The following is a 17,387-nucleotide window of genomic DNA, read 5'->3' on the forward strand; positions in this document are numbered from 1 at the left end:
CGGACGACCAGGAGCAGAGATGATCGAGACCAGGGGGCTGCGGAAGTCGTTCCGCTCCCGCGCGGGTCGCGAGACGAAGACCGTGGACGCGGTTCGGGGCGTCAACCTCGACGTCGCCGAGGGGGAGATCTTCGGCTTCCTCGGCCCGAACGGCGCCGGCAAGACCACCACGCTGCGGATGCTCGCCACTCTCATCGAGCCCGACGGTGGCGAGGCCACCATCGCCGGGGCGGACCTGCGCAAGGATCCGGCCGAGGTGCGCCGCCGGATCGGCTACGTGGCCCAGGGCGGCAGCACCTGGGACGAGTCCACCGCCCGCGAGGAGCTGGTGCTGCATGCCCGGCTCTACGGCATCGGCAAGGCCGAGGCGCACCGACGCGCCGCCCGCGCCCTGGACGCCTTCCAGCTCAGCGACTACGCGGACCGCAAGTGCAAGACCTACTCCGGCGGCCAGCGCCGGCGGGTCGAGATCGCGCTCGGCATCATCCACGAGCCGAAGATCGTCTTCCTGGACGAGCCGACCACCGGCCTGGACCCGCAGAGCCGGGCGCACATGTGGGACGAGATCCGCCGGCTGCGCGCCGAGGGAATGACGGTCTTCATCACCACGCACTACCTCGACGAGGCGGACGCGCTCTGCGACCGGATCGCGATCATGGACCACGGTGAGGTGGTCGCCGAGGGCACCCCGGCCGAGCTGAAGCGGGAGATCTCCGGCGAGGTGGTGCTCGTCGGCCTCGACGCCGCGGCCACCCCGCGCGCCGCCGAACTGCTCGACACCGAGGCGTACGTCAACAAGCTGGAGACCGTCGACGAGGGTGGCCTGCGCCTCTACGTCGACGAGGGAGCCACCGCCATCCCGCAGGTGCTGCGCCGCCTCGACGGCGCCGGACTGGACCTGCGCTCCATCGAGCTGCACCGCCCCAGCCTCGACGACGTCTTCCTCACCAAGACCGGCCGCTCGCTGCGCGAGTCCTGACCAACCGGAGAAGCTGTCATGAAATTCGCCCGCGACACCTGGTTGATCTTCCAGCGCCAGTTCCAGCTGCTGCTGCGCAACCCGGTCTGGCTCTTCGTCGGCGTCTTCCAGCCGGTGATGTACCTGCTGCTCTTCGCCCCGCTGCTCAAGGCGGCGCTGAACGCGCCGACCCAGGCCGCGGCGTACAAGATCTTCGTCCCCGGCCTGCTGGTGCTGTTGGCCATCTTCGGTGGCCTGTTCCAGGGCTTCGGCCTGATCGCCGAGCTGCGCGCCGGGGTCATCGAACGGTCCCGGGTCACCCCGGTCAGCCGGCTCGCCCTGCTGCTCGGCCGTTCGCTGCGGGACGTGGTCTCGCTGATCGCGCAGGCGATCATCATCACGCTGCTGGCGCTCCTGTTCGACCTGCGCGTCTTCATCGGCTATCTGCTGCTGGCGTACCTGATGCTGGCCCTGATCGCGCTGATGACCTCGGCCGTCTCCTACGGCGTCGCGCTCAAGGTCAAGAGCGAGGACGCGCTCGCCCCGCTGATGAACACCGTCGCCCAGCCGGTGCTGCTGCTCTCCGGCATCCTGCTGCCGCTCGCCCTGGCCCCCGGCTGGCTCCAAGGCATCGCCAACTGGAACCCGTTCTCCTGGGCGGTCGACGGGGTCCGCGCACTCTTCGCCGGTGACCTGAGCAACGACAAGGTCTGGCAGGGGCTGACGATCATCGCGGTGCTCGCCGTCGCCGGGGTGGTCTGGGCCGCGCGGCAGTTCGCCCGCAGCGTCCGCTGACCCGACGAGAGCTGCCTCTCACCAGAGGTGGGGCGCCGGCCCGACGCGCGTAGCGTAAGGTCAGTGCCCCACCTCAGCCGTGACAAGACGACCTGGTTGACCTATGCCCAGCTGGGGCTCTGGGGCTTCTTCCTCTACGGCTTCGGCCCGGTCGTACCGCTGCTCCGCGACGAACAGGGCACCAGTGCCGCCGTCGCCGGCCTGCACAGCACCGGCATCGCCGTCGGCGCGATCCTCGGCGGGGCCCTCTTCGCACCGGCCGCCCGCCGCCTCGGCCGCGGCCGGGCCACCTGGCTCGGCCTCGCCGGCGTGGCCGCCGGCGTCACCGCCCTCGGGCTGCTGCGCCCACTGCCCGCCACCCTCGCCGCCGTCGCGGTGATCGCGACCTTCGGCATGATGGTGATCAGCGGGGTCAGCGTGCTGCTCACCACCCACCACGGGCCGGCCGCGCCCGCCGCGCTCACCGAGGCCAACGCCGTCGGCGCCGGCATGGGCATCCTCGCCCCGCTGGTCATCGGCGCCACCGTGAACGCCGGTCTGGGCTGGCGGCCGGTGCTGGCCGTCGAGGTCGGGCTGATCGCGCTGGTCGCCCTCGCCGCCCTGACCTTCCGGGTACGCCTGCCGAAGGGCGGCCCCGCTGCCGCGGCTGCCGCCGACCCGGTCGGCGTGACCGCCCCGGCCGCCGCCGACCCGGTCGTGACCTCCTCGGCGGCCGATCCTGCGCTGGTCGCCCCGGCTTCCGCCGCACCGGACGGGCGTGCCGGTGACCGGGCGGCGCACCGGCTGCCCCGGGCGTACTGGATCGCCTGGGTGCTCATGTCGGTCACCGGCTCGATCGAGGTGTGCCTGTCGCTCTGGACCGCCGACGTGCTGCGTACCCATGCCGGGCTCGGCGCCGGCGGCGCCTCGGCGGCCGTCGCCGCGATCGTCTGCGGGATGTTCGTCGGCCGGGTGGTCGGCGGCCGGTTCGCGCTGCGCTGGCCGCCGGTGCCGCTGCTGCTCGCCGCGCTGACCGTCTCCCTGGTCGGGTTCCTCGTCTTCTGGTCCGCCCCGGTCGGCTGGCTGGCGGTCACCGGCCTGGTCGTGCTCGGGCTGGGCAACGCCCTGCACTACCCGCTGGCGCTCTCCATCGCCCTCGCCGCCGCCGGCCCCGGCGCGGACAAGGCGGCCGGCTGGTCGTCGTACTCGATGGGGGTGGGCTTCGGGATCGCGCCGGTCGCCCTCGGCTGGGTGGCCGACGGCGTCGGACCGCACCTGGCCTTCCTGCTGCTGCCCGGCTTCATCGCCGCCGCCGCGCTGCTCACCCTGCGGCTCGGCCGGGCGCTGCGCGCCCCGGCCGCCACCCCCCAGCCGCTCGCCGCCTGACCGCCCCTCGTCGGCGTCGGCCCACGTCGCTGGCGCCCTCGCTGCCGCCGGCCCGGTTCGCCGATATGGCGGTATCGCGGGCCGTTGGACACCCGCGACTTCGCCGACCTCGCGTGCGCCGGCCCACGTCGCCGATGTGGCGGTATCGCGGGGCGATGCATCGCGGGAGCCGCGACGGTAGCCGTCCAGTTCGCCGAGGTGGCGGTTTCCGGTGGGTCGGGACACCGCCAGCTCGGCGATCCGGCGGGTCGCGTCTCAGCGCACGCGGGCGAGGCTGACGCCGTCGGCGATGGGCAGCATGACCACCTCGACGCGGACGTCGGCCAGAATCTCGTCGTTGAATGCGGCGATGGCCCGGTCGTCGGCATTCTCCGGGGCGAGCACCCGGCCGCCGCGCAGGGTGTTGTCCACCGCGATGACCCCGCCCGGCCGCATCCGGGGCACCAGCTCGTCCCAGTACACCGGGTAGCCGACCTTGTCCGCGTCGATGAACGCGAGGTCGAGATGCCGCTCCTGGGGCAACTCCCGCAGCCGGTCCGCGGCCGGGCCGATCCGCAGGTCGATCCGGTCCTGCACACCGGCCCGCGCCCAGTACCGCCGGGCGATGCCGGTGTACTCCTCGGAGATGTCGAAGCAGGTCAGCCGGCCGCCATCGGCGAGCCCGCGGGCGATCGCCAGCGCGGACAACCCGGTGAACGTGCCCACCTCCACCGCCCGCCGCACGTCAAGCAGTCGGGTCAGGAAGGTCAGGAACGCGGCCTGCTCCGGCGCGACCTGCATGCCGGCCTGCTCCGGCAGGGCAGCCCGGGTCGCCTCGGTCAGTTCACGGACGATCTCGTCCGGCGCCGACCCGTGCGCGACGAGGTACGCGTGCAGTTCCGGAGTGAGCGGCAGCGGTTTGGTGGTCATGACCGGACGTTAACCGAGATGCTCGATCTCCTGGCCCCCAGGCGCGACCTTCGTCCAAAGGTCGGTGACACTCAGCCCCAGTTCGCCGAGCAGCGTGCGCAGCAGCGGCAGGCTCAACCCCACCACCGTGCCCGGGTCGCCCTCGATGCCGGTCAGGAACGCGCCGCCCAGCCCGTCGATGGTGAACGCCCCGGCCACCGCCAGCGGCTCGCCCGTCGCCACGTACGCGGCGATCTCCTCGTCGCTGATGTCCGCGAAGTGCACCGTCGTCGACGCGACCGCCTCCGCCCGCGACTCGTGGCGCACGTCGATCAGGCAGTGCCCGGTGTGCAGCACCCCGCTACGCCCGCGCATCCGCTCCCAGCGGCGGGTGGCGTCCGCCGCGTCCGCCGGCTTGCCCAGAATCTCCCCGTCGAACGCCAGCACCGAGTCGCAGCCGAGCACCAGCGTCCGCTCATCCGGCGTGACGCGCAGCCGGCCCCGCACCGCCTGCGCCTTCAGCCGGGCCAACTCCAGGCACAACTCCTCCGCCCGGTCGCTGACCACCTGTGACTCGTCGACGCCGCTGACCAGCACGTCGGGTTCGATCCCGGCAGCCTGGAGCAGCTTGCGGCGGGCGGGGCTCTGCGAGGCGAGTACGAGGCGCAGCGGCATGGAGGTCGACACGTGAGCGACGCTACCGGCTGATCCGCGGCGGCGGGTCGTCGGCACGTCGACGCCGCCGCCACACGAGATAGCCACCGCCCGCCGCCAGCAGGACGCCCAGCGTCGCCAGGCCACGCGCGGTCGCGCCGCCGTCCCCGCCCTCATCCTCCGGTGCCGCCCTGGTCGGAACGGGCGCGGTCGCCGCCGTCGACCCGAAACCCAGCGGGGGTACGTCCGCCGTGAGCGCCGCGACCAGGTCGATGACGCCGTAGCCGTACTCGTCGTCCCGGCCGGGCGGCCCCTTGTCGATCGCGGTGGCGGTCAGCCGGTGCGCGACCTCCTCGGCGGGGAGGTTGGGGTACTTGGACCGGATGAGCGCAGCGGCCCCGGCAACGATCGCTGTCGCATCAGAAGTGCCGGTCCCCACGCGATACGTGCCGTTGATGCTGGTGCTGTAGATATCGACTGCCGGCGCGACCACTTGGATTTCGGGGCCGGTAAGGGAGACGGCTGCGTGTGATCCATCCTTGTTGACCCCGCCCACGGCAATGACTCCGTCCTCCGAGGCCGGATACCCGACGAAGGTATCCTGGGGGCGATTACCGGCTGAGGCGACTACTACAACGTCCGCCATGACTGCCGCATTGACTGCCTTTATAAGTCCTTGGCTAGCGCCACCAACGCTTGAAATACTGATGACTTTGGCTCCATGTGAGATCGCATATTCGATGCCATCCGCAAGCACATCTGATTCGCCGTTTCCATCAGCGGGTGTAACAATGATGGGCATGACATGGGCCTGGGGGGCGATGCCAAGGGCGCCCTGGCTGCCCCGGCCGCCTCTTGCCGCGATCAGCCCTGCCATGCCCGTCCCATGACCGTTAAGGTCGCTTTGGCCGTTGCCGCTTCCTCCCGCAACAAGATCGATGCCTCGTAGCAAGTTAGGGGCCAAATCAGGATGAGCGTCGACACCTGTATCCAGAACCGCTACGACAACGCCTTCGCCCTGGCTCAGGCGGTGAGCTTCCGCCGCACGTAGGAACTGCAAATGCCACTGGTTGCTGCGAATTTGATCGTTGGCCGGCTCCCTGCCCATGGCAGTGGCAGGAGAAGGGGGCAGAAGTAGTGCTGCTACTGCGATGACAAGCGGCTGTATCCGATCTGTCCTCACCTGTCGAAGCCAATTGCGGGGCCAGGATCAATTGGCCCCTCTTCCTTGGGTGGCCGCATTATGGGATCAACGCCTTGGTCCGTCTCCCATGGATTGTGTGGATCCCAACGGCGGCCATTGTTATGATCCGGCTCGCGGCGGCTAGTTTTTCCCGACGGGTAGTGGTCACCGGGAAAGGCGCCTATTGGTGGCGCTGGGTTGGCGCTGCCAAGTTGGGATGCGCGAGCGCCGCCTGGGCGGGATCCTGCTCCCCCAGCTGGTGAGGTGCCCGCAGATCCTCCGCCGATCACACCTCCCACCGGATTTACGCGTCGATGGGATACGGGACTTCCCGGTTGGCCAGCAATTGGTCCGCGGGTGTTTCCGATGAGGCCACTGGGTGGGATTGAGGGGTGGTGAGAGGGCGAGCCGCTTGGTAGAGCCTTAGCGGCAGGTGGGTTGAGCCGGCCGGTATCCCAAGGCCCTCTGCCGAGGGGATTCGTCGTGCTGCCTCGTCGCCCCGGCGCCGTAACTGGCGGCAGCGTTGGCGGTTGGCCGGAACCCAGGGAGGGAGACGCTGGAGGGATTGGCGACGTCAGGCCAGAACTCCCGCCGCCAGGGCTCTGTGCTAGTCCTGATGCGACGCCTCCCAATACAGGTCCAGTTCCCAAGATAGGGCCGACGCCTGGCGTACTAGGTACTGGAACTGGTTTTGGGGGTCCTGCGGTGGCCGCGACAGGCAATTCGGTCGCCGGTCCGGTGGGCACCGGCACGACTGGGGGAAGGATCGGGAAAGAACCTGCAGGGTCCCCGGGGGCATCGGTGTGCGCAGAATCGCGGATTGGTCGAGGTGGCGGTGGGGGCTGGCGGAGCATTATTTGGGCTTGTTGGAGTTCGCCGCTCAATCCCGTCATCAACCCCCGTGCCTGCACGTTCAGCCGTTCCAGGTCCGCGTCCGTCACCGGCGGCTGCTGTGGCAGGCGGCTGCCGGCCACGGCCTTCGGGTTGGCGAGTGTCGCCTCGTACGCCTGCTTCTGCTCGAGCTTGGACGCGTACTCGTCGTAGAGCGGCTTGAGTTCGGCCCGGGTGCTGCCGATGGCGCGGGTGGCGGCGGCGAGCGCGTCGTAGTTCGCGGCGGCGGCGTCGTGGGTGCGATGCACCTTGTCGATGAGCTGGTCCAGCTCGCCGAGGTACGCGCGCGCGGCGGCGTTGCTCTCCGGCGGCCATGCCTCGGCGAGGCCGCGGCGGTATTCCTGCAACCGCCCGAGGTGGGCCAGGGCGAGGTCGCAGACCTTGCGCCAACCGGCAACCTGCTTCCACTGCCCGCTGGTCTCCTGGTCCTGTAGGCACGCCCACATGCTGAGCACGTCCATCAGGTGCCAGTCGGTGAGCCCGGAGGTGCGCCCGCCGCCCCGTTCGATCACGGCAGCACCACCGGCCGGTCGTCATCGGCCGTGGGATCGGTGAGCGTCGGCAGTGGGCGGCTCCCGCCGCTGGCGGAGCGGGTGAGGGCCTCCTGCACGTCCGCGACCTGGGCGGACGAGAACGCGTCGGAGTCCGCGTACCTGGTGGCGATCAGGTGTGCGGCGCCGGCCAGGTGGCCGGTGGCGGGCACCAGGCCCCAGACCACTTCGGCGGTCGCCGTCTGCGTCTCGTGGTGCGCCTGTAGGAATTGCACCAGCTCGATGAAGGCGTCGGCGGGGTTGGGGACGGCCGCCTTCATGTCGTCGGCGATGTACGACAGGTGTGGGGCGTAGTTGCGGACGACCTCGTCCTGGAGACGGTCGGCGAACTCGCGCATCTGCCGGATGTCCGCCTCGATGCCGCCGTAGCCACGCAGCCAACCCGCTGGCTGGCTCTCCTCGGGGATCATCGACCCTCCCTGCCTGTCACCGCATCGTCTCCCTGAGTGAGGTTAATGGCTCACCGCGGATCTCGGCAGTCCCGCCCCGCCTGGTCGTACCCCGGGAAGGGTCAGCGGGGGAGGCCGGAGGCGCGCCACGCGCCCCGGCCCTCGACGAGCGCGGCGCCCGCCGGACGGGCGCTGCGCGTCCACTGCGACACGGCGGCCGGGGCGGGGGCGGCGGCCGGCCGGGTCCGGACCACGAGCGCCCCGACCAGGGCGGCCAGCTCCTCGGCGGTGGGCACCCCGCGGACGATCCGGAACAGCGGCTCTTCGGCAGACATGGCCCAAGGGTACGCGTCGAGAACTTGACCTTCGCCGTACAGTGGCGTGCCGGCGGTGTGACCGTCGGAGCAGCCGGGTACCGTCTCAGCGATGTCTGACGCGCTTCCCCAACTCGTTGCTGACCGGTATCGGCTCATCTCGCCGCTCGGCCAGGGCGGCATGGGTCGGGTGTGGAAGGCGCGTGACGAGGTGCTGCACCGGGACGTGGCCATCAAGGAGCTCGTCCCGCCGCCGAGCCTCACCCCGGAGGAGCGCCGCGAGATGCGGGAACGCTCGCTGCGGGAGGCGCGGGCGATTGCCCGGCTCAACAACATCAACGTGGTCCGCATCTTCGACGTGCTGCGCACCGACGGCGACCCGTGGATCGTCATGGAGTACGTGCCGTCCAGGTCGTTGCAGGACACCATCGCCGAGGACGGCCCGGTGTCCACGGCCAAGGCCGTCCAGATCGGCCTCGGGGTGCTGGGCGCGCTGAAGGCCGCGCACAAGGCCGGCATCATGCACCGCGACGTCAAGCCGGGCAACGTGCTGCTCGGCAACGACGGCCGGGTGGTGCTCACCGACTTCGGCCTGGCCACGATCCCCGGCGACCCGAACGTGACCCGCACCGGCATGGTGCTCGGTTCGCCCGCGTACATCGCGCCGGAGCGGGCGCGGGACGGCACCGCGGGGCCGGAGGCCGACCTCTGGTCGCTGGGCGCGACCCTCTACGCGGCGGTCGAGGGCAAGTCGCCGTACGCCCGGCCGTCGGCGATCGCCACCCTGGCCGCGCTCGCCACCGAGCCGATGCCGCCGCCGAAGAACGCCGGGCCGCTCAAGCCGGTCCTGCAGGGCCTGCTGCGCAAGGACCCGGCCGAGCGGATCACCGCCGAGGTGGCGGAACGCCTGCTCCGCAAGGCTGCCGGGCGGCGCGCGAAGAGCATCTCGCTGCTGGACGGCGTACGCCGGCCCGGGCCGAACGGTCCGCGCGAGCCGCGCCCGCCGCTGGTCCCGGGGCCGCGTCCGGTCGACGGCCGCGCCGAACGGTCGTCCACCCCGGCCCCGCGCAAGCCCAACCTGGGCCCGGCCGCTGCCGCGGGCGCGGCCGCCGCCACCGCGAAGGTTTCCGGCGGCGCGGAGGCGGCCACCGCGAAGCTGACCCCGCCGGCCGCCGAGCCGACCGCGAAACTCGATCCCACGCCGGAGCCCGTCCTCGACGAGACGAGGGTGGACGGACCGGAACTGGCCGCCGGCGAGACCCGGGTGGACGGAATCGATCCGGCCCTCGACGAGACGCAGGTGGACGGCGAGCCTGTCGCCGACGACCGGGCGGAGCCGCTGGCCCCGCCGAAGAATCCGACCTCGGTTCTGGCGGCGCCGGTGAGTCCGGCGCCGTCGACCGGCCGGGCCGCGGTCGTCCCGGGTACGAAGCCGGAGCGCAACCGCCGCAACCTGCTGATCGGTGCGCTGGTCGCGGTGCTGCTGATCGGCCTCGCGGTGGCCGTGCCACTGCTCAACAGCGGCGATGACGGCGGTGACGATAATCCTCCGGCTGCCGCGACTTCGGCCGCCGTGCCGCCCCCGACAGGTGCCGTGCCGACCTCGGCCACCCCGAGCAGCGCCGCCCCCAGCCAAACCCCGTCCGCGACCCCCTCGGCCTCCGCCGGCACCCTGCCCACCGGCTGGCACTACTACAAGGGCTCGAACGGCTTTCAGGTGCCGATTCCGGACGGCTGGCACGCCAGCGCCCGCTCCGGCTCCGTCACCATCACCGAGCCCAACGGTCTGCGTGAGCTGTTCATCCAGTGGACCGACCGGCCCGAGAAGGACGCGTACGCTGACTGGAAGTCGAAGGAGCCGGCGCGCAAGAACTACGTCAACAACTATCAGTACCTGGACATCAAGCGCTGTGACGGCTACTACCGCACCTGCGCCGACTGGGACTGGCTGGAGACCCGGGACGGCATGCGCATCCACGTGCGCAACCGGGGTGTGGCCACGGCCAGCAACCGGGGCTACGCGCTCCGGTGGGAGGTGCCGGAGAAGGACTGGGCGGCCAACCTGGCCAACTGGGACGTGATCACCAAGAACTTCAAGCCGGACCGAGCGAACTGAGACCAGGTCGGGCGGCATCGCCAAACTGATCCGCATGGCCTTCCGTCGTCGAGGGTAATGGAAGTTGCGACGACGGAAGGAGGTACGACATGAGTTACCGACACAGGGACAGCGGGCCCCGGCTGGCACTGTGGATGCTGGTCGCGCTCGGGGACATCGTCCTGCTGCTGGTGAGCGCCGGCCTCGCCGCGCCGGTCGCGGTGCTCGCGGTCGTGGCTCTCGTCGTCGCGGGGGTGGTGACCTGGCGGCTGGCCCGGCGCACCACCCTGGCCGGGCGGGCTGCCGTTCCCGTGCCGGCTGGCACGCGACGCCGGGCCTGACCGGGCGCCACAGACGACATCGGCGGCAGCCGGACGGGCTGTCACGTGACAGCCGGTCCCGCTGCCGCCGACCTGTTTGGCAGGGCCGTCAGGTGTTGTTGGCCAGCGCGATCAGCCGGGTCCGGTCACCGTTCCAGTAGTTGCGGTCCACGTTGCCGCTGATCCCGGAGACGCTGCCGGTGCTGGTGTACTGCCAGAAGCTCCAGAACGGGGCGCCGGCCGGCAGCGTGCCGGGCGTGCTCGCCCAGCGGGCCAGCCAGAGCGGGTGGTTGGCCCACGGTCCAGTCCAGCTGCCGGTGCACTGGTTCCACCAACTCGTGGTCGTGTAGATGACCGCGTACCGGCTGGTCCGGGACTTGTAGGTGTTGAGGAAGTCCTGGATCCAGTTGCGCATGCCGGTGGTGCTCAGGCCGTAGCAGTAGCCGCCGCTGTACGGGTTGGCCTCCATGTCGAGCGCGGCGGGCAGGGTGCGGCTGTCAGCCGACCAGGCGCCGCCGTTGCTGGCCAGGAAGTTGGCCTGGGTGGCCCCGGAGGAGATGTTCGGCCTGGCGAAGTGGTATGCCCCGCGGATCACGCCCGCGTTGTACGCGCCGACGTAGTTGGCGCCGAACCTCGGGTCCTTGTAGGTGGTGCCCTCGGTGGCCTTGATGAAGGCGAACTGGATGCCGGCGTTCCGGACACTGGTCCAGTTGATGCTGCCCTGGTAGTTCGAGACGTCGATGCCGGGGGTGGTGGCGGCCGTTGCCGGTCCGGCAGTGGCGACGAGGGCCGCCATCGCGGTGGCGGCGACGGTGAGGCCGGCGGCGAGCAACCGGCGTACGGAGAGCCTGCTACGAGCCATTGATCCCTCCAGAGATGGACGTTGACTTATATCCATACTTGGAGGTAAGTGCCTGGCATCGCAAGGGGGATTAAAGAAATTTTCATAGACGGTCATCATCGCTTTGCTGGCCGGTCAGGGCCGGTCAGCGCAGCGTGGCAGGGTCCAGTGCCCAGCGGAACGGCTCGGTGAGCGCGAGCGTCTCGCCGGCCTTGGCCACCTGGTCCTCAACGTAGTGGCCGTTGTCGAGCCGGTACAGCCGCAGCGCGTGGCTCTCGCCGTCCTGCTCCACGAGCAGGTACCAGGGAATCCGGGCGATGGCGTAGAGCTGCATCTTGACCAGGCGGTCGGCGGCGGCGTTCCCGGGCGAGACGATCTCGCAGACCAGCCTGACCTCGCCTGCCTCGATGACCGTGCCCTCGTCGTCGGTGTCCGCCACGACGAGGTCCGGAATGACGATCCGATCGGCCCTGAGCCGGACATTCACGGCCTCGAAGACCAACAGCCCGTCCGGCGCGAACGCCGACTCAGCCGAGTTGGCGAGGCGACGCGAAACGGTCTGGTGCCGCTTGCTCGGGGCAGGGCTCACGATCAGGCTCCCGTCGAGCAGTTCGATCCGGTTACGGCTCTCGCCCATGGCGAAGTAGTCGGCCTCCGTCCAGAGGCCGACGTGCTGGTCAAAGGGCTCAAGGGGGGCCGCACTCACCGCGTTCACCTCCCGCTCCGATCGGCACCCGGTCAGTCTCACACGATACGAGGCGGCGCCCGCCGACCGACACAGCTCGGGCCGGTAGGCTGCCCGCCCATGCCCCTCATCGACGGCCTCACCACCCTCTGGGACAAGCTGTTGAGCGCGCAGCCCGACCCGCCGCCCCTGCTGGTGCTGGTCACCGCCGCCGTCGCGCTGGCGGTGGTCGCCACCCGGGTGCCCTGGCGGATCGCCCGCAACGCGGTGACCATCGCGCACGAGGGCGGCCATGCGCTGACCGCGCTGCTGACCGGTCGGAAGCTGCGCGGCATCCGGCTGCACTCGGACACCTCCGGGCTCACCCTCTCCGCCGGCCGCCCCACCGGGCCGGGCATGATCTTCACCCTGCTCTCCGGGTACGTCGCCCCGTCGCTGGTCGGCCTCGCCGGGGCGTGGCTGCTCGCCGGCAACCGGATCACCCTGCTGCTCTGGGTCGCGGTGGTGCTGCTGCTGGCCATGCTGGTGATGATCCGCAACGTCTTCGGCGTGCTGTCGCTGCTGGCCACCGGCGGAGTGGTGCTGGCGGTGTCCTGGTACGCGTCGCCGCAGGTGCAGGCGGCCTTCGCCTGGGCGTCGGTCTGGTTCCTGCTCCTCGGCGGCGTACGCCCGGTGGTCGAGCTGCAACGGCTGCGCAGCCGGGGGCGGATGCCCGAGTCCGACGCCGACCAGCTCGCCCGGCTCACCCCGTTCCCGGCGCTGTTCTGGGTGACGGTTTTCGGCCTGGTCAACCTGGCCGTCCTGGTCGGCGGCGCGCTGCTGCTCGCCGGCCCGATCCTCACCGACGCGGGCGTCACCCTGTAGCGACGCCGGGCCGTTGGCCGCGCGACGGGCGGGACGGCGGGGCGTCGCCCGCTGGTGCAGGGCGACCTGCGTCGGCTGCCGTTCCGGGCCGCCGCCTTCGGTGGCGTCTGGTGCTCGGCCGCGCTGCTCCACCTGCCCCGGTCCGCCGCACCCGCCACGCTGGCCGGCATCCGGCTGGTGCTGCGGCCGGGCGGTCCGCTGCTGCTCAGCGTCAAGGAAGGCGAGGGGGAGAGCTGGGAGCGCTGGCCCGGGGAGTCCGCCGACCGCTTCTTCGCCTGGTACCGGGCCGAGGAGGTCGAGGCCCTGCTGCGCGGGGCGGGATTCATCCCGCGGCGGCTGCTCCGGGACGTCGCGGACACCGGCCAGCGCTGGCTGGCCCACCTCGCCACGGCAGGCTGACCCGGGAGGCAGAATCAGACCGTGCGATACGTGATCATCGGAGCGGGCGCGGTCGGCGGCACCATCGGCGTTCGGCTGGGAGAGGCCGGCCGCGACGTGACGCTGGTGGCCCGCGGCGCGCACCTGGACGCGATCCGGGAGCGGGGGCTGGTCCTGCGGACGCCGGACGGTACGCGGACCAGCCGGCTGCCCGCCGTGGCCGGGCCGGGTGACCGGCCGCTGCCGGCGGACACCGTGCTGGTGCTCACGGTCAAGTCGCAGGACACCGAGGCGGCGCTGGCGACCTGGGTGGACACCCCGGTCGAGGGCGGCGGCACGGCGGGGGAGCGGCTGCCGATCGTCCTCGCCCAGAACGGCGTCGCCAACGAGCGGGCCGCCCTGCGCCTCTTCGCCCGGGTGCACCCGGTCTGCGTCTGGCTGCCCGCCACCCACCTGGAACCAGGTGTGGTGGTCGCCAACGGGCACCCGCACCCGGGGATGCTGCACCTGGGCCGCTACCCGTCCGGATCGGACGACACCAGCCGGGCGGTGGCCGCCGACCTGGCCGCCGCCGGGTTCGTCGCGCCGGTTCGTGACGACGTGATGCGCTGGAAGTACGGCAAGCTGCTCGGCAACCTCGGCAACGGCCTCCAGGCGCTGCTCGGCTCGGACATCCCCGAGCCGCTCGCCGCCCGGGTACGCGCCGAGGGGGAGGCCACGCTGGCCGCCGCCGGCATCGCGCACACCACCCCGGCGGAGGAGGCCGCGGAGCGGGGCGACCGGGTGCGCCACCGGCCCGTCGACGGTGCGGAGCGGGCCGGCGGTTCCACCTGGCAGAGCCTGGCCCGGGGCGCGGGCTCGGCCGAGGCCGACCAGCTCAACGGGGAGATCGTGCTGCTCGGCCGGCTGCAGGGGATGCCGACCCCGGCGAACGCGGCGGTCCAGGCCGCAGTCCGCCGGGCAGTCCGCGAGCGCATCCCGGCCGGCCGCTTCCCGCTCACCGAGTTGGAGAAAATGGTCGGCTGACCGGGCAACCGCACCCCCGATCCCAGGCGTCTCACCTGCGACCGCCACGGGGGAGGTAGCAGCGTGCCGGACGTCGACGGGTTCGACGAGTTCTACCGCGGCAGCCGGCAACGGCTGCTCGGCTTCGTCTACGTGCTCACCGGCAACCTCGCCGAGGCCCAGGACGCCGTGCAGGAGGCGTACATCCGGGCCTGGCAGCGCTGGTCGACGGTGAGCGGGTACGACGACCCGGAGGCGTGGGTACGGGTGGTGGCCAGCCGGATCGCGGTGAGCCGGTGGCGCAGCCTGCGCAGCCGCGCCCGGGCGTACCTGCGGCACGGGGCGGAGGAGAGCGTCGCGCCGCCCAGCGCCGACACCGTCGAGGTGGTGGCCGCGCTGCGTCAGCTGCCCGAGGAGCAGCGCACGGCCATCGCGCTCTACTACCTGCTCGGCATGCCGGTCGCTGAGGTCGCCCGGGAGACGGCGGCTCCGGTCGGCACGGTGAAGGCGCGACTCTCCCGGGGGCGCGCCGCGCTCGCCGGGCTGCTCGCCGTCGTGGATGTGGAGGAGGCCGCCGATGCGTGACGACGACCTGGCATTCGTCGAACTGGTGCAGCGGGAGTTGGGGGACGTCCGCTGGCCCGAGCCGGTCGAGATCCGGGCCCGGGCCCGGCGCCGCAGCCGGCGTACGGCGGTGGCGGCCCTGGCCGTGCTCACGGTCGCCTCGGCCGCCGCGGTCGTGGTGGCGGCCCGCCCCGACCCGTCCGAGCCGCCGTCCATCGTTGCCGGGCCGCCGCCCGCGTCCGGTCCGTGGTCCGCTCCACCGGCGACCGGAGAGCCCGAACCGACCCCACCACGGCGCTCGCCGATGGCCTCGCCCGCCGCCGAGGTCCCGCTGGACGTGCTGCTGCAACCCACCGACGTCAAGGCGAAGACCAAGGCCCCGTTGACCGAGGCGGGTCTCGGCGAAGGGGTTCAGCTGGATGCGATGCTGCTGTACTGCCGCAAACTACAGGGGCAGTCGGCCAACTGGGAGCCGTCCCGCTACTCCCGCTCGCTGACCCTGCTGCGGAACCGGCCGGGCGAGGCCGAGCCGCCACCGAGTGACGTCCTGCTCAACCAGGACGTCTACCGCGTCGCGCCGGACGTGGCCCAACGGATCTTCGCAGAGATGGCCGAGGTGCTCGCGCCATGCCGGCAGTGGCGGTCCAACGGTCCGATCCTGTGGCAGGGAAGGACGATCAGCGCGCAGGCCGTGCACTCCTGGGAGGAGGTCGACCGGAACTTCGCCGGCGACGAATCGGTGCTGCTGCGGCACACGGTGACCCAGGCCCGGAACCTGGACACCGGAAAGCCGCTGGGCGAGGTGCCCGAGCCCGACAGCACCGCAGTCGTCCGGGTCGGAGACCTGATCTCGGTCATCAGGGTTGGCGGTGCCGGCGCCGAATCCGACCTGCGCCGCCTGGCCGGGGTCGCCGCGGACCGGATGTGCGCCGCCGCCAATCCCCGCTGCTGACCACCTGAAGATCCGCGCGACTCCGGGGAAACCCCCTGCCCAAGCGGGTGGGAGCCGACTTTCCCGAAGTCGCGCGGACCAGGCGGAGAGTCAGAGCGGGATGTTGCCGTGCTTCTTCGGGGGCAGGGCCTCGCGCTTGGTCCGGAGCACCCGCAGGGCCCGGACGATCTGGGTCCGGGTCTCGTGCGGCGGAATCACGCTGTCGACGTACCCGCGTTCGGCGGCGATGTACGGGTTGGCCAGGGTGTCCTCGTACTCGGCGATCTTCTCGGCCCGGACGGCCGCCGGGTCGTCGGCCTTCGCCAGGTCCTGTCGGTAGAGGATGTTCACCGCGCCCTGCGCGCCCATCACCGCGATCTGCGCGGTGGGCCAGGCGAAGTTCAGGTCCGCACCGAGGTGCTTGGAGCCCATGACGTCGTACGCGCCGCCGTACGCCTTGCGGGTGATCACGGTGACCTTCGGGACGGTGGCCTCGGCGTACGCGTAGATGAGCTTCGCACCGCGGCGGATGATGCCGTCCCACTCCTGCCCGGTGCCGGGGAGGAAGCCGGGCACGTCCACGAAGGTCAGCACCGGGATGTTGAACGCGTCGCAGGTCCGCACGAACCGGGCGGCCTTCTCCGACGCGGCGATGTCCAGCGTGCCGGCGAACTGCATCGGCTGGTTGGCGACCACGCCGACCGGGCGTCCCTCGACCCGACCGAAGCCGACCACGATGTTCTGCGCGTAGAGGGGCTGGACCTCCAGGAACTCGCCGTCGTCGAGGACGTGCTCGAGGACCCGGTGCATGTCGTACGGCTGGTTGGCCGAGTCCGGGATCAGCGTGTCCAGCTCCCGGTCGGAGTCGGTGACGTCGAGGTCGGCCGGGGACTCGAAGACCGGCGGCTCGTCCAGGTTGTTCGACGGCAGGTACGACAGCAGCGCCTTGACGTACTCGATCGCGTCCTCCTCGTCGGTGCCGAGGTAGTGCGCGTTGCCGCTGCGGGCGTTGTGGGTCCGGGCGCCGCCCAGCTCCTCCATCCCGACGTCCTCGCCGGTGACCGTCTTGATCACGTCGGGGCCGGTGATGAACATGTGCGAGGTCTGGTCGACCATCACGGTGAAGTCGGTGACTGCCGGCGAGTAGACCGCGCCGCCGGCGCACGGGCCCATGATCAGGGAGATCTGCGGGATGACACCGCTGGCCCGGACGTTGCGGAAGAAGATCTCGCCGTAGAGACCGAGCGAGGCGACGCCCTCCTGGATCCGCGCGCCGCCGGAGTCGTTGATCCCGACGACCGGGCAGCCGATCTTCATGGCCAGGTCCATCACCTTGACGATCTTCTCACCGAAGACCTCGCCGAGGGAGCCGCCGAAGACCGTGAAGTCCTGGGCGAAGACGCAGACCTGCCGGCCGTCGACGGTGCCGTAGCCGGTCACCACACCGTCGCCGTACGGCCGGGTCTTCTCCAGGCCGAAGTTGGTGGAGCGGTGCCGGGCGAACTCGTCCAGCTCGACGAAGGAGCCCTCGTCGAGCAGCATCTCGATCCGCTCCCGGGCGGTCTTCTTGCCCCGCGCGTGCTGCTTCTCGACCGCGCGCGCCGACCCGGCGTGCACCGCCTCGTCGACCCGGCGTTCCAGGTCCGCCAGCTTGCCGGCGGTGGTGTGGATGTTGATCCCGGTCTCGGTAGTCACCCAGGGAATATAACGATGGTT

Annotated in this window: 19 protein-coding genes; 11 read left to right on the forward strand and 8 right to left on the reverse strand. The window is 71.5% G+C overall.

Annotation, left to right across the window (positions count from 1 at the left end):
- The first annotated feature begins 19 nt into the window (after window positions 1–19).
- From ACFYM6_RS07600 to ACFYM6_RS07610, 3 genes are all read left to right on the forward strand, one after another.
- Window positions 20–979 (forward strand): ATP-binding cassette domain-containing protein, encoded by a 960-nt coding sequence (locus ACFYM6_RS07600; RefSeq protein WP_387273234.1) that lies wholly within the window; start codon window positions 20–22, stop codon window positions 977–979.
- A gap of 18 nt (window positions 980–997) precedes the next feature.
- The gene (locus ACFYM6_RS07605; RefSeq protein WP_073839888.1) at window positions 998–1,753 is read left to right on the forward strand and encodes an ABC transporter permease; all 756 of its coding nucleotides are present in this window, start codon (window positions 998–1,000) and stop codon (window positions 1,751–1,753) included.
- A 63-nt stretch (window positions 1,754–1,816) separates the two neighbouring features.
- Complete coding sequence (locus ACFYM6_RS07610) at window positions 1,817–3,118, forward strand: MFS transporter (protein ID WP_387273236.1); 1,302 nt, start codon at window positions 1,817–1,819, stop codon at window positions 3,116–3,118.
- A gap of 255 nt (window positions 3,119–3,373) precedes the next feature.
- Here ACFYM6_RS07610 and ACFYM6_RS07615 read toward each other — a convergent pair whose 3' ends face one another.
- Genes ACFYM6_RS07615 through mycP form a run of 3 tightly spaced genes read right to left on the reverse strand, consistent with a single transcriptional unit; the run spans window position 3,374 to window position 5,768 of the window.
- Window positions 3,374–4,027: an O-methyltransferase gene (locus ACFYM6_RS07615; protein ID WP_387273238.1), complete on the reverse strand. Its 654-nt coding sequence runs from the start codon at window positions 4,025–4,027 to the stop codon at window positions 3,374–3,376.
- Window positions 4,028–4,036: 9 nt separating this feature from the next.
- The gene (locus tag ACFYM6_RS07620) at window positions 4,037–4,693 is read right to left on the reverse strand and encodes a Maf family protein (protein WP_387273240.1); all 657 of its coding nucleotides are present in this window, start codon (window positions 4,691–4,693) and stop codon (window positions 4,037–4,039) included.
- A 10-nt stretch (window positions 4,694–4,703) separates the two neighbouring features.
- Entirely contained in the window at window positions 4,704–5,768 is a 1,065-nt protein-coding gene (mycP, locus tag ACFYM6_RS07625; protein WP_387273241.1) for a type VII secretion-associated serine protease mycosin, read from the reverse strand.
- 938 nt (window positions 5,769–6,706) lie between these two features.
- On the opposite strand from mycP, the gene ACFYM6_RS07630 reads away from it, so the two are divergent.
- Window positions 6,707–7,168 carry a hypothetical protein gene (locus tag ACFYM6_RS07630; RefSeq protein WP_387273243.1) on the forward strand — a complete coding sequence of 154 codons (462 nt, stop codon included), beginning with the start codon at window positions 6,707–6,709 and terminating at the stop codon, window positions 7,166–7,168.
- 74 nt (window positions 7,169–7,242) lie between these two features.
- Here ACFYM6_RS07630 and ACFYM6_RS07635 read toward each other — a convergent pair whose 3' ends face one another.
- Window positions 7,243–7,695: a hypothetical protein gene (locus ACFYM6_RS07635; RefSeq protein WP_387273245.1), complete on the reverse strand. Its 453-nt coding sequence runs from the start codon at window positions 7,693–7,695 to the stop codon at window positions 7,243–7,245.
- A gap of 101 nt (window positions 7,696–7,796) precedes the next feature.
- Window positions 7,797–8,009 carry an acyl-CoA carboxylase subunit epsilon gene (locus ACFYM6_RS07640; RefSeq protein WP_387273247.1) on the reverse strand — a complete coding sequence of 71 codons (213 nt, stop codon included), beginning with the start codon at window positions 8,007–8,009 and terminating at the stop codon, window positions 7,797–7,799.
- A gap of 91 nt (window positions 8,010–8,100) precedes the next feature.
- Between ACFYM6_RS07640 and ACFYM6_RS07645 the strand changes: the two genes are divergently transcribed.
- Together ACFYM6_RS07645 and ACFYM6_RS07650 are read left to right on the forward strand one after the other, a co-directional pair.
- Entirely contained in the window at window positions 8,101–10,104 is a 2,004-nt protein-coding gene (locus ACFYM6_RS07645; RefSeq protein ID WP_387273249.1) for a protein kinase, read from the forward strand.
- 89 nt (window positions 10,105–10,193) lie between these two features.
- Window positions 10,194–10,424, forward strand: coding sequence for a hypothetical protein (locus ACFYM6_RS07650; RefSeq protein WP_387273251.1), 231 nt, complete (start codon window positions 10,194–10,196; stop codon window positions 10,422–10,424).
- A gap of 88 nt (window positions 10,425–10,512) precedes the next feature.
- On the opposite strand, the gene ACFYM6_RS07655 is transcribed toward ACFYM6_RS07650, so the two are convergent.
- Together ACFYM6_RS07655 and ACFYM6_RS07660 are read right to left on the reverse strand one after the other, a co-directional pair.
- Window positions 10,513–11,265 carry a GH25 family lysozyme gene (locus ACFYM6_RS07655; RefSeq protein WP_357437692.1) on the reverse strand — a complete coding sequence of 251 codons (753 nt, stop codon included), beginning with the start codon at window positions 11,263–11,265 and terminating at the stop codon, window positions 10,513–10,515.
- 124 nt (window positions 11,266–11,389) lie between these two features.
- Window positions 11,390–11,881, reverse strand: coding sequence for a Uma2 family endonuclease (locus tag ACFYM6_RS07660; protein WP_387273747.1), 492 nt, complete (start codon window positions 11,879–11,881; stop codon window positions 11,390–11,392).
- Between the two features lie 168 nt (window positions 11,882–12,049).
- Here ACFYM6_RS07660 and ACFYM6_RS07665 point away from each other — a divergent pair, with 168 nt between their 5' ends.
- From ACFYM6_RS07665 to ACFYM6_RS07685, 5 genes are all read left to right on the forward strand, one after another.
- Window positions 12,050–12,793, forward strand: coding sequence for a M50 family metallopeptidase (locus ACFYM6_RS07665; RefSeq protein WP_387273252.1), 744 nt, complete (start codon window positions 12,050–12,052; stop codon window positions 12,791–12,793).
- Window positions 12,794–12,847: 54 nt separating this feature from the next.
- A complete protein-coding gene (locus ACFYM6_RS07670) occupies window positions 12,848–13,192 on the forward strand; it encodes a class I SAM-dependent methyltransferase (RefSeq protein ID WP_387273254.1) in 345 nt (114 codons plus the stop codon).
- 21 nt (window positions 13,193–13,213) lie between these two features.
- A complete protein-coding gene (locus tag ACFYM6_RS07675) occupies window positions 13,214–14,197 on the forward strand; it encodes a ketopantoate reductase family protein (protein ID WP_387273256.1) in 984 nt (327 codons plus the stop codon).
- Between the two features lie 63 nt (window positions 14,198–14,260).
- A complete protein-coding gene (locus tag ACFYM6_RS07680; RefSeq protein ID WP_357437699.1) occupies window positions 14,261–14,761 on the forward strand; it encodes a SigE family RNA polymerase sigma factor in 501 nt (166 codons plus the stop codon).
- Window positions 14,754–15,692, forward strand: coding sequence for a hypothetical protein (locus tag ACFYM6_RS07685; protein WP_387273258.1), 939 nt, complete (start codon window positions 14,754–14,756; stop codon window positions 15,690–15,692). The genes ACFYM6_RS07680 and ACFYM6_RS07685 overlap by 8 nt, the downstream gene beginning before the upstream one ends.
- 90 nt (window positions 15,693–15,782) lie before the next feature.
- Here ACFYM6_RS07685 and ACFYM6_RS07690 read toward each other — a convergent pair whose 3' ends face one another.
- Entirely contained in the window at window positions 15,783–17,366 is a 1,584-nt protein-coding gene (locus ACFYM6_RS07690) for an acyl-CoA carboxylase subunit beta (RefSeq protein ID WP_387273260.1), read from the reverse strand.
- Window positions 17,367–17,387: the final 21 nt, after the last annotated feature.

This window comes from Micromonospora sp. NPDC006431 (assembly GCF_042870725.1).
In the GTDB taxonomy this organism is placed as follows: domain Bacteria; phylum Actinomycetota; class Actinomycetes; order Mycobacteriales; family Micromonosporaceae; genus Micromonospora.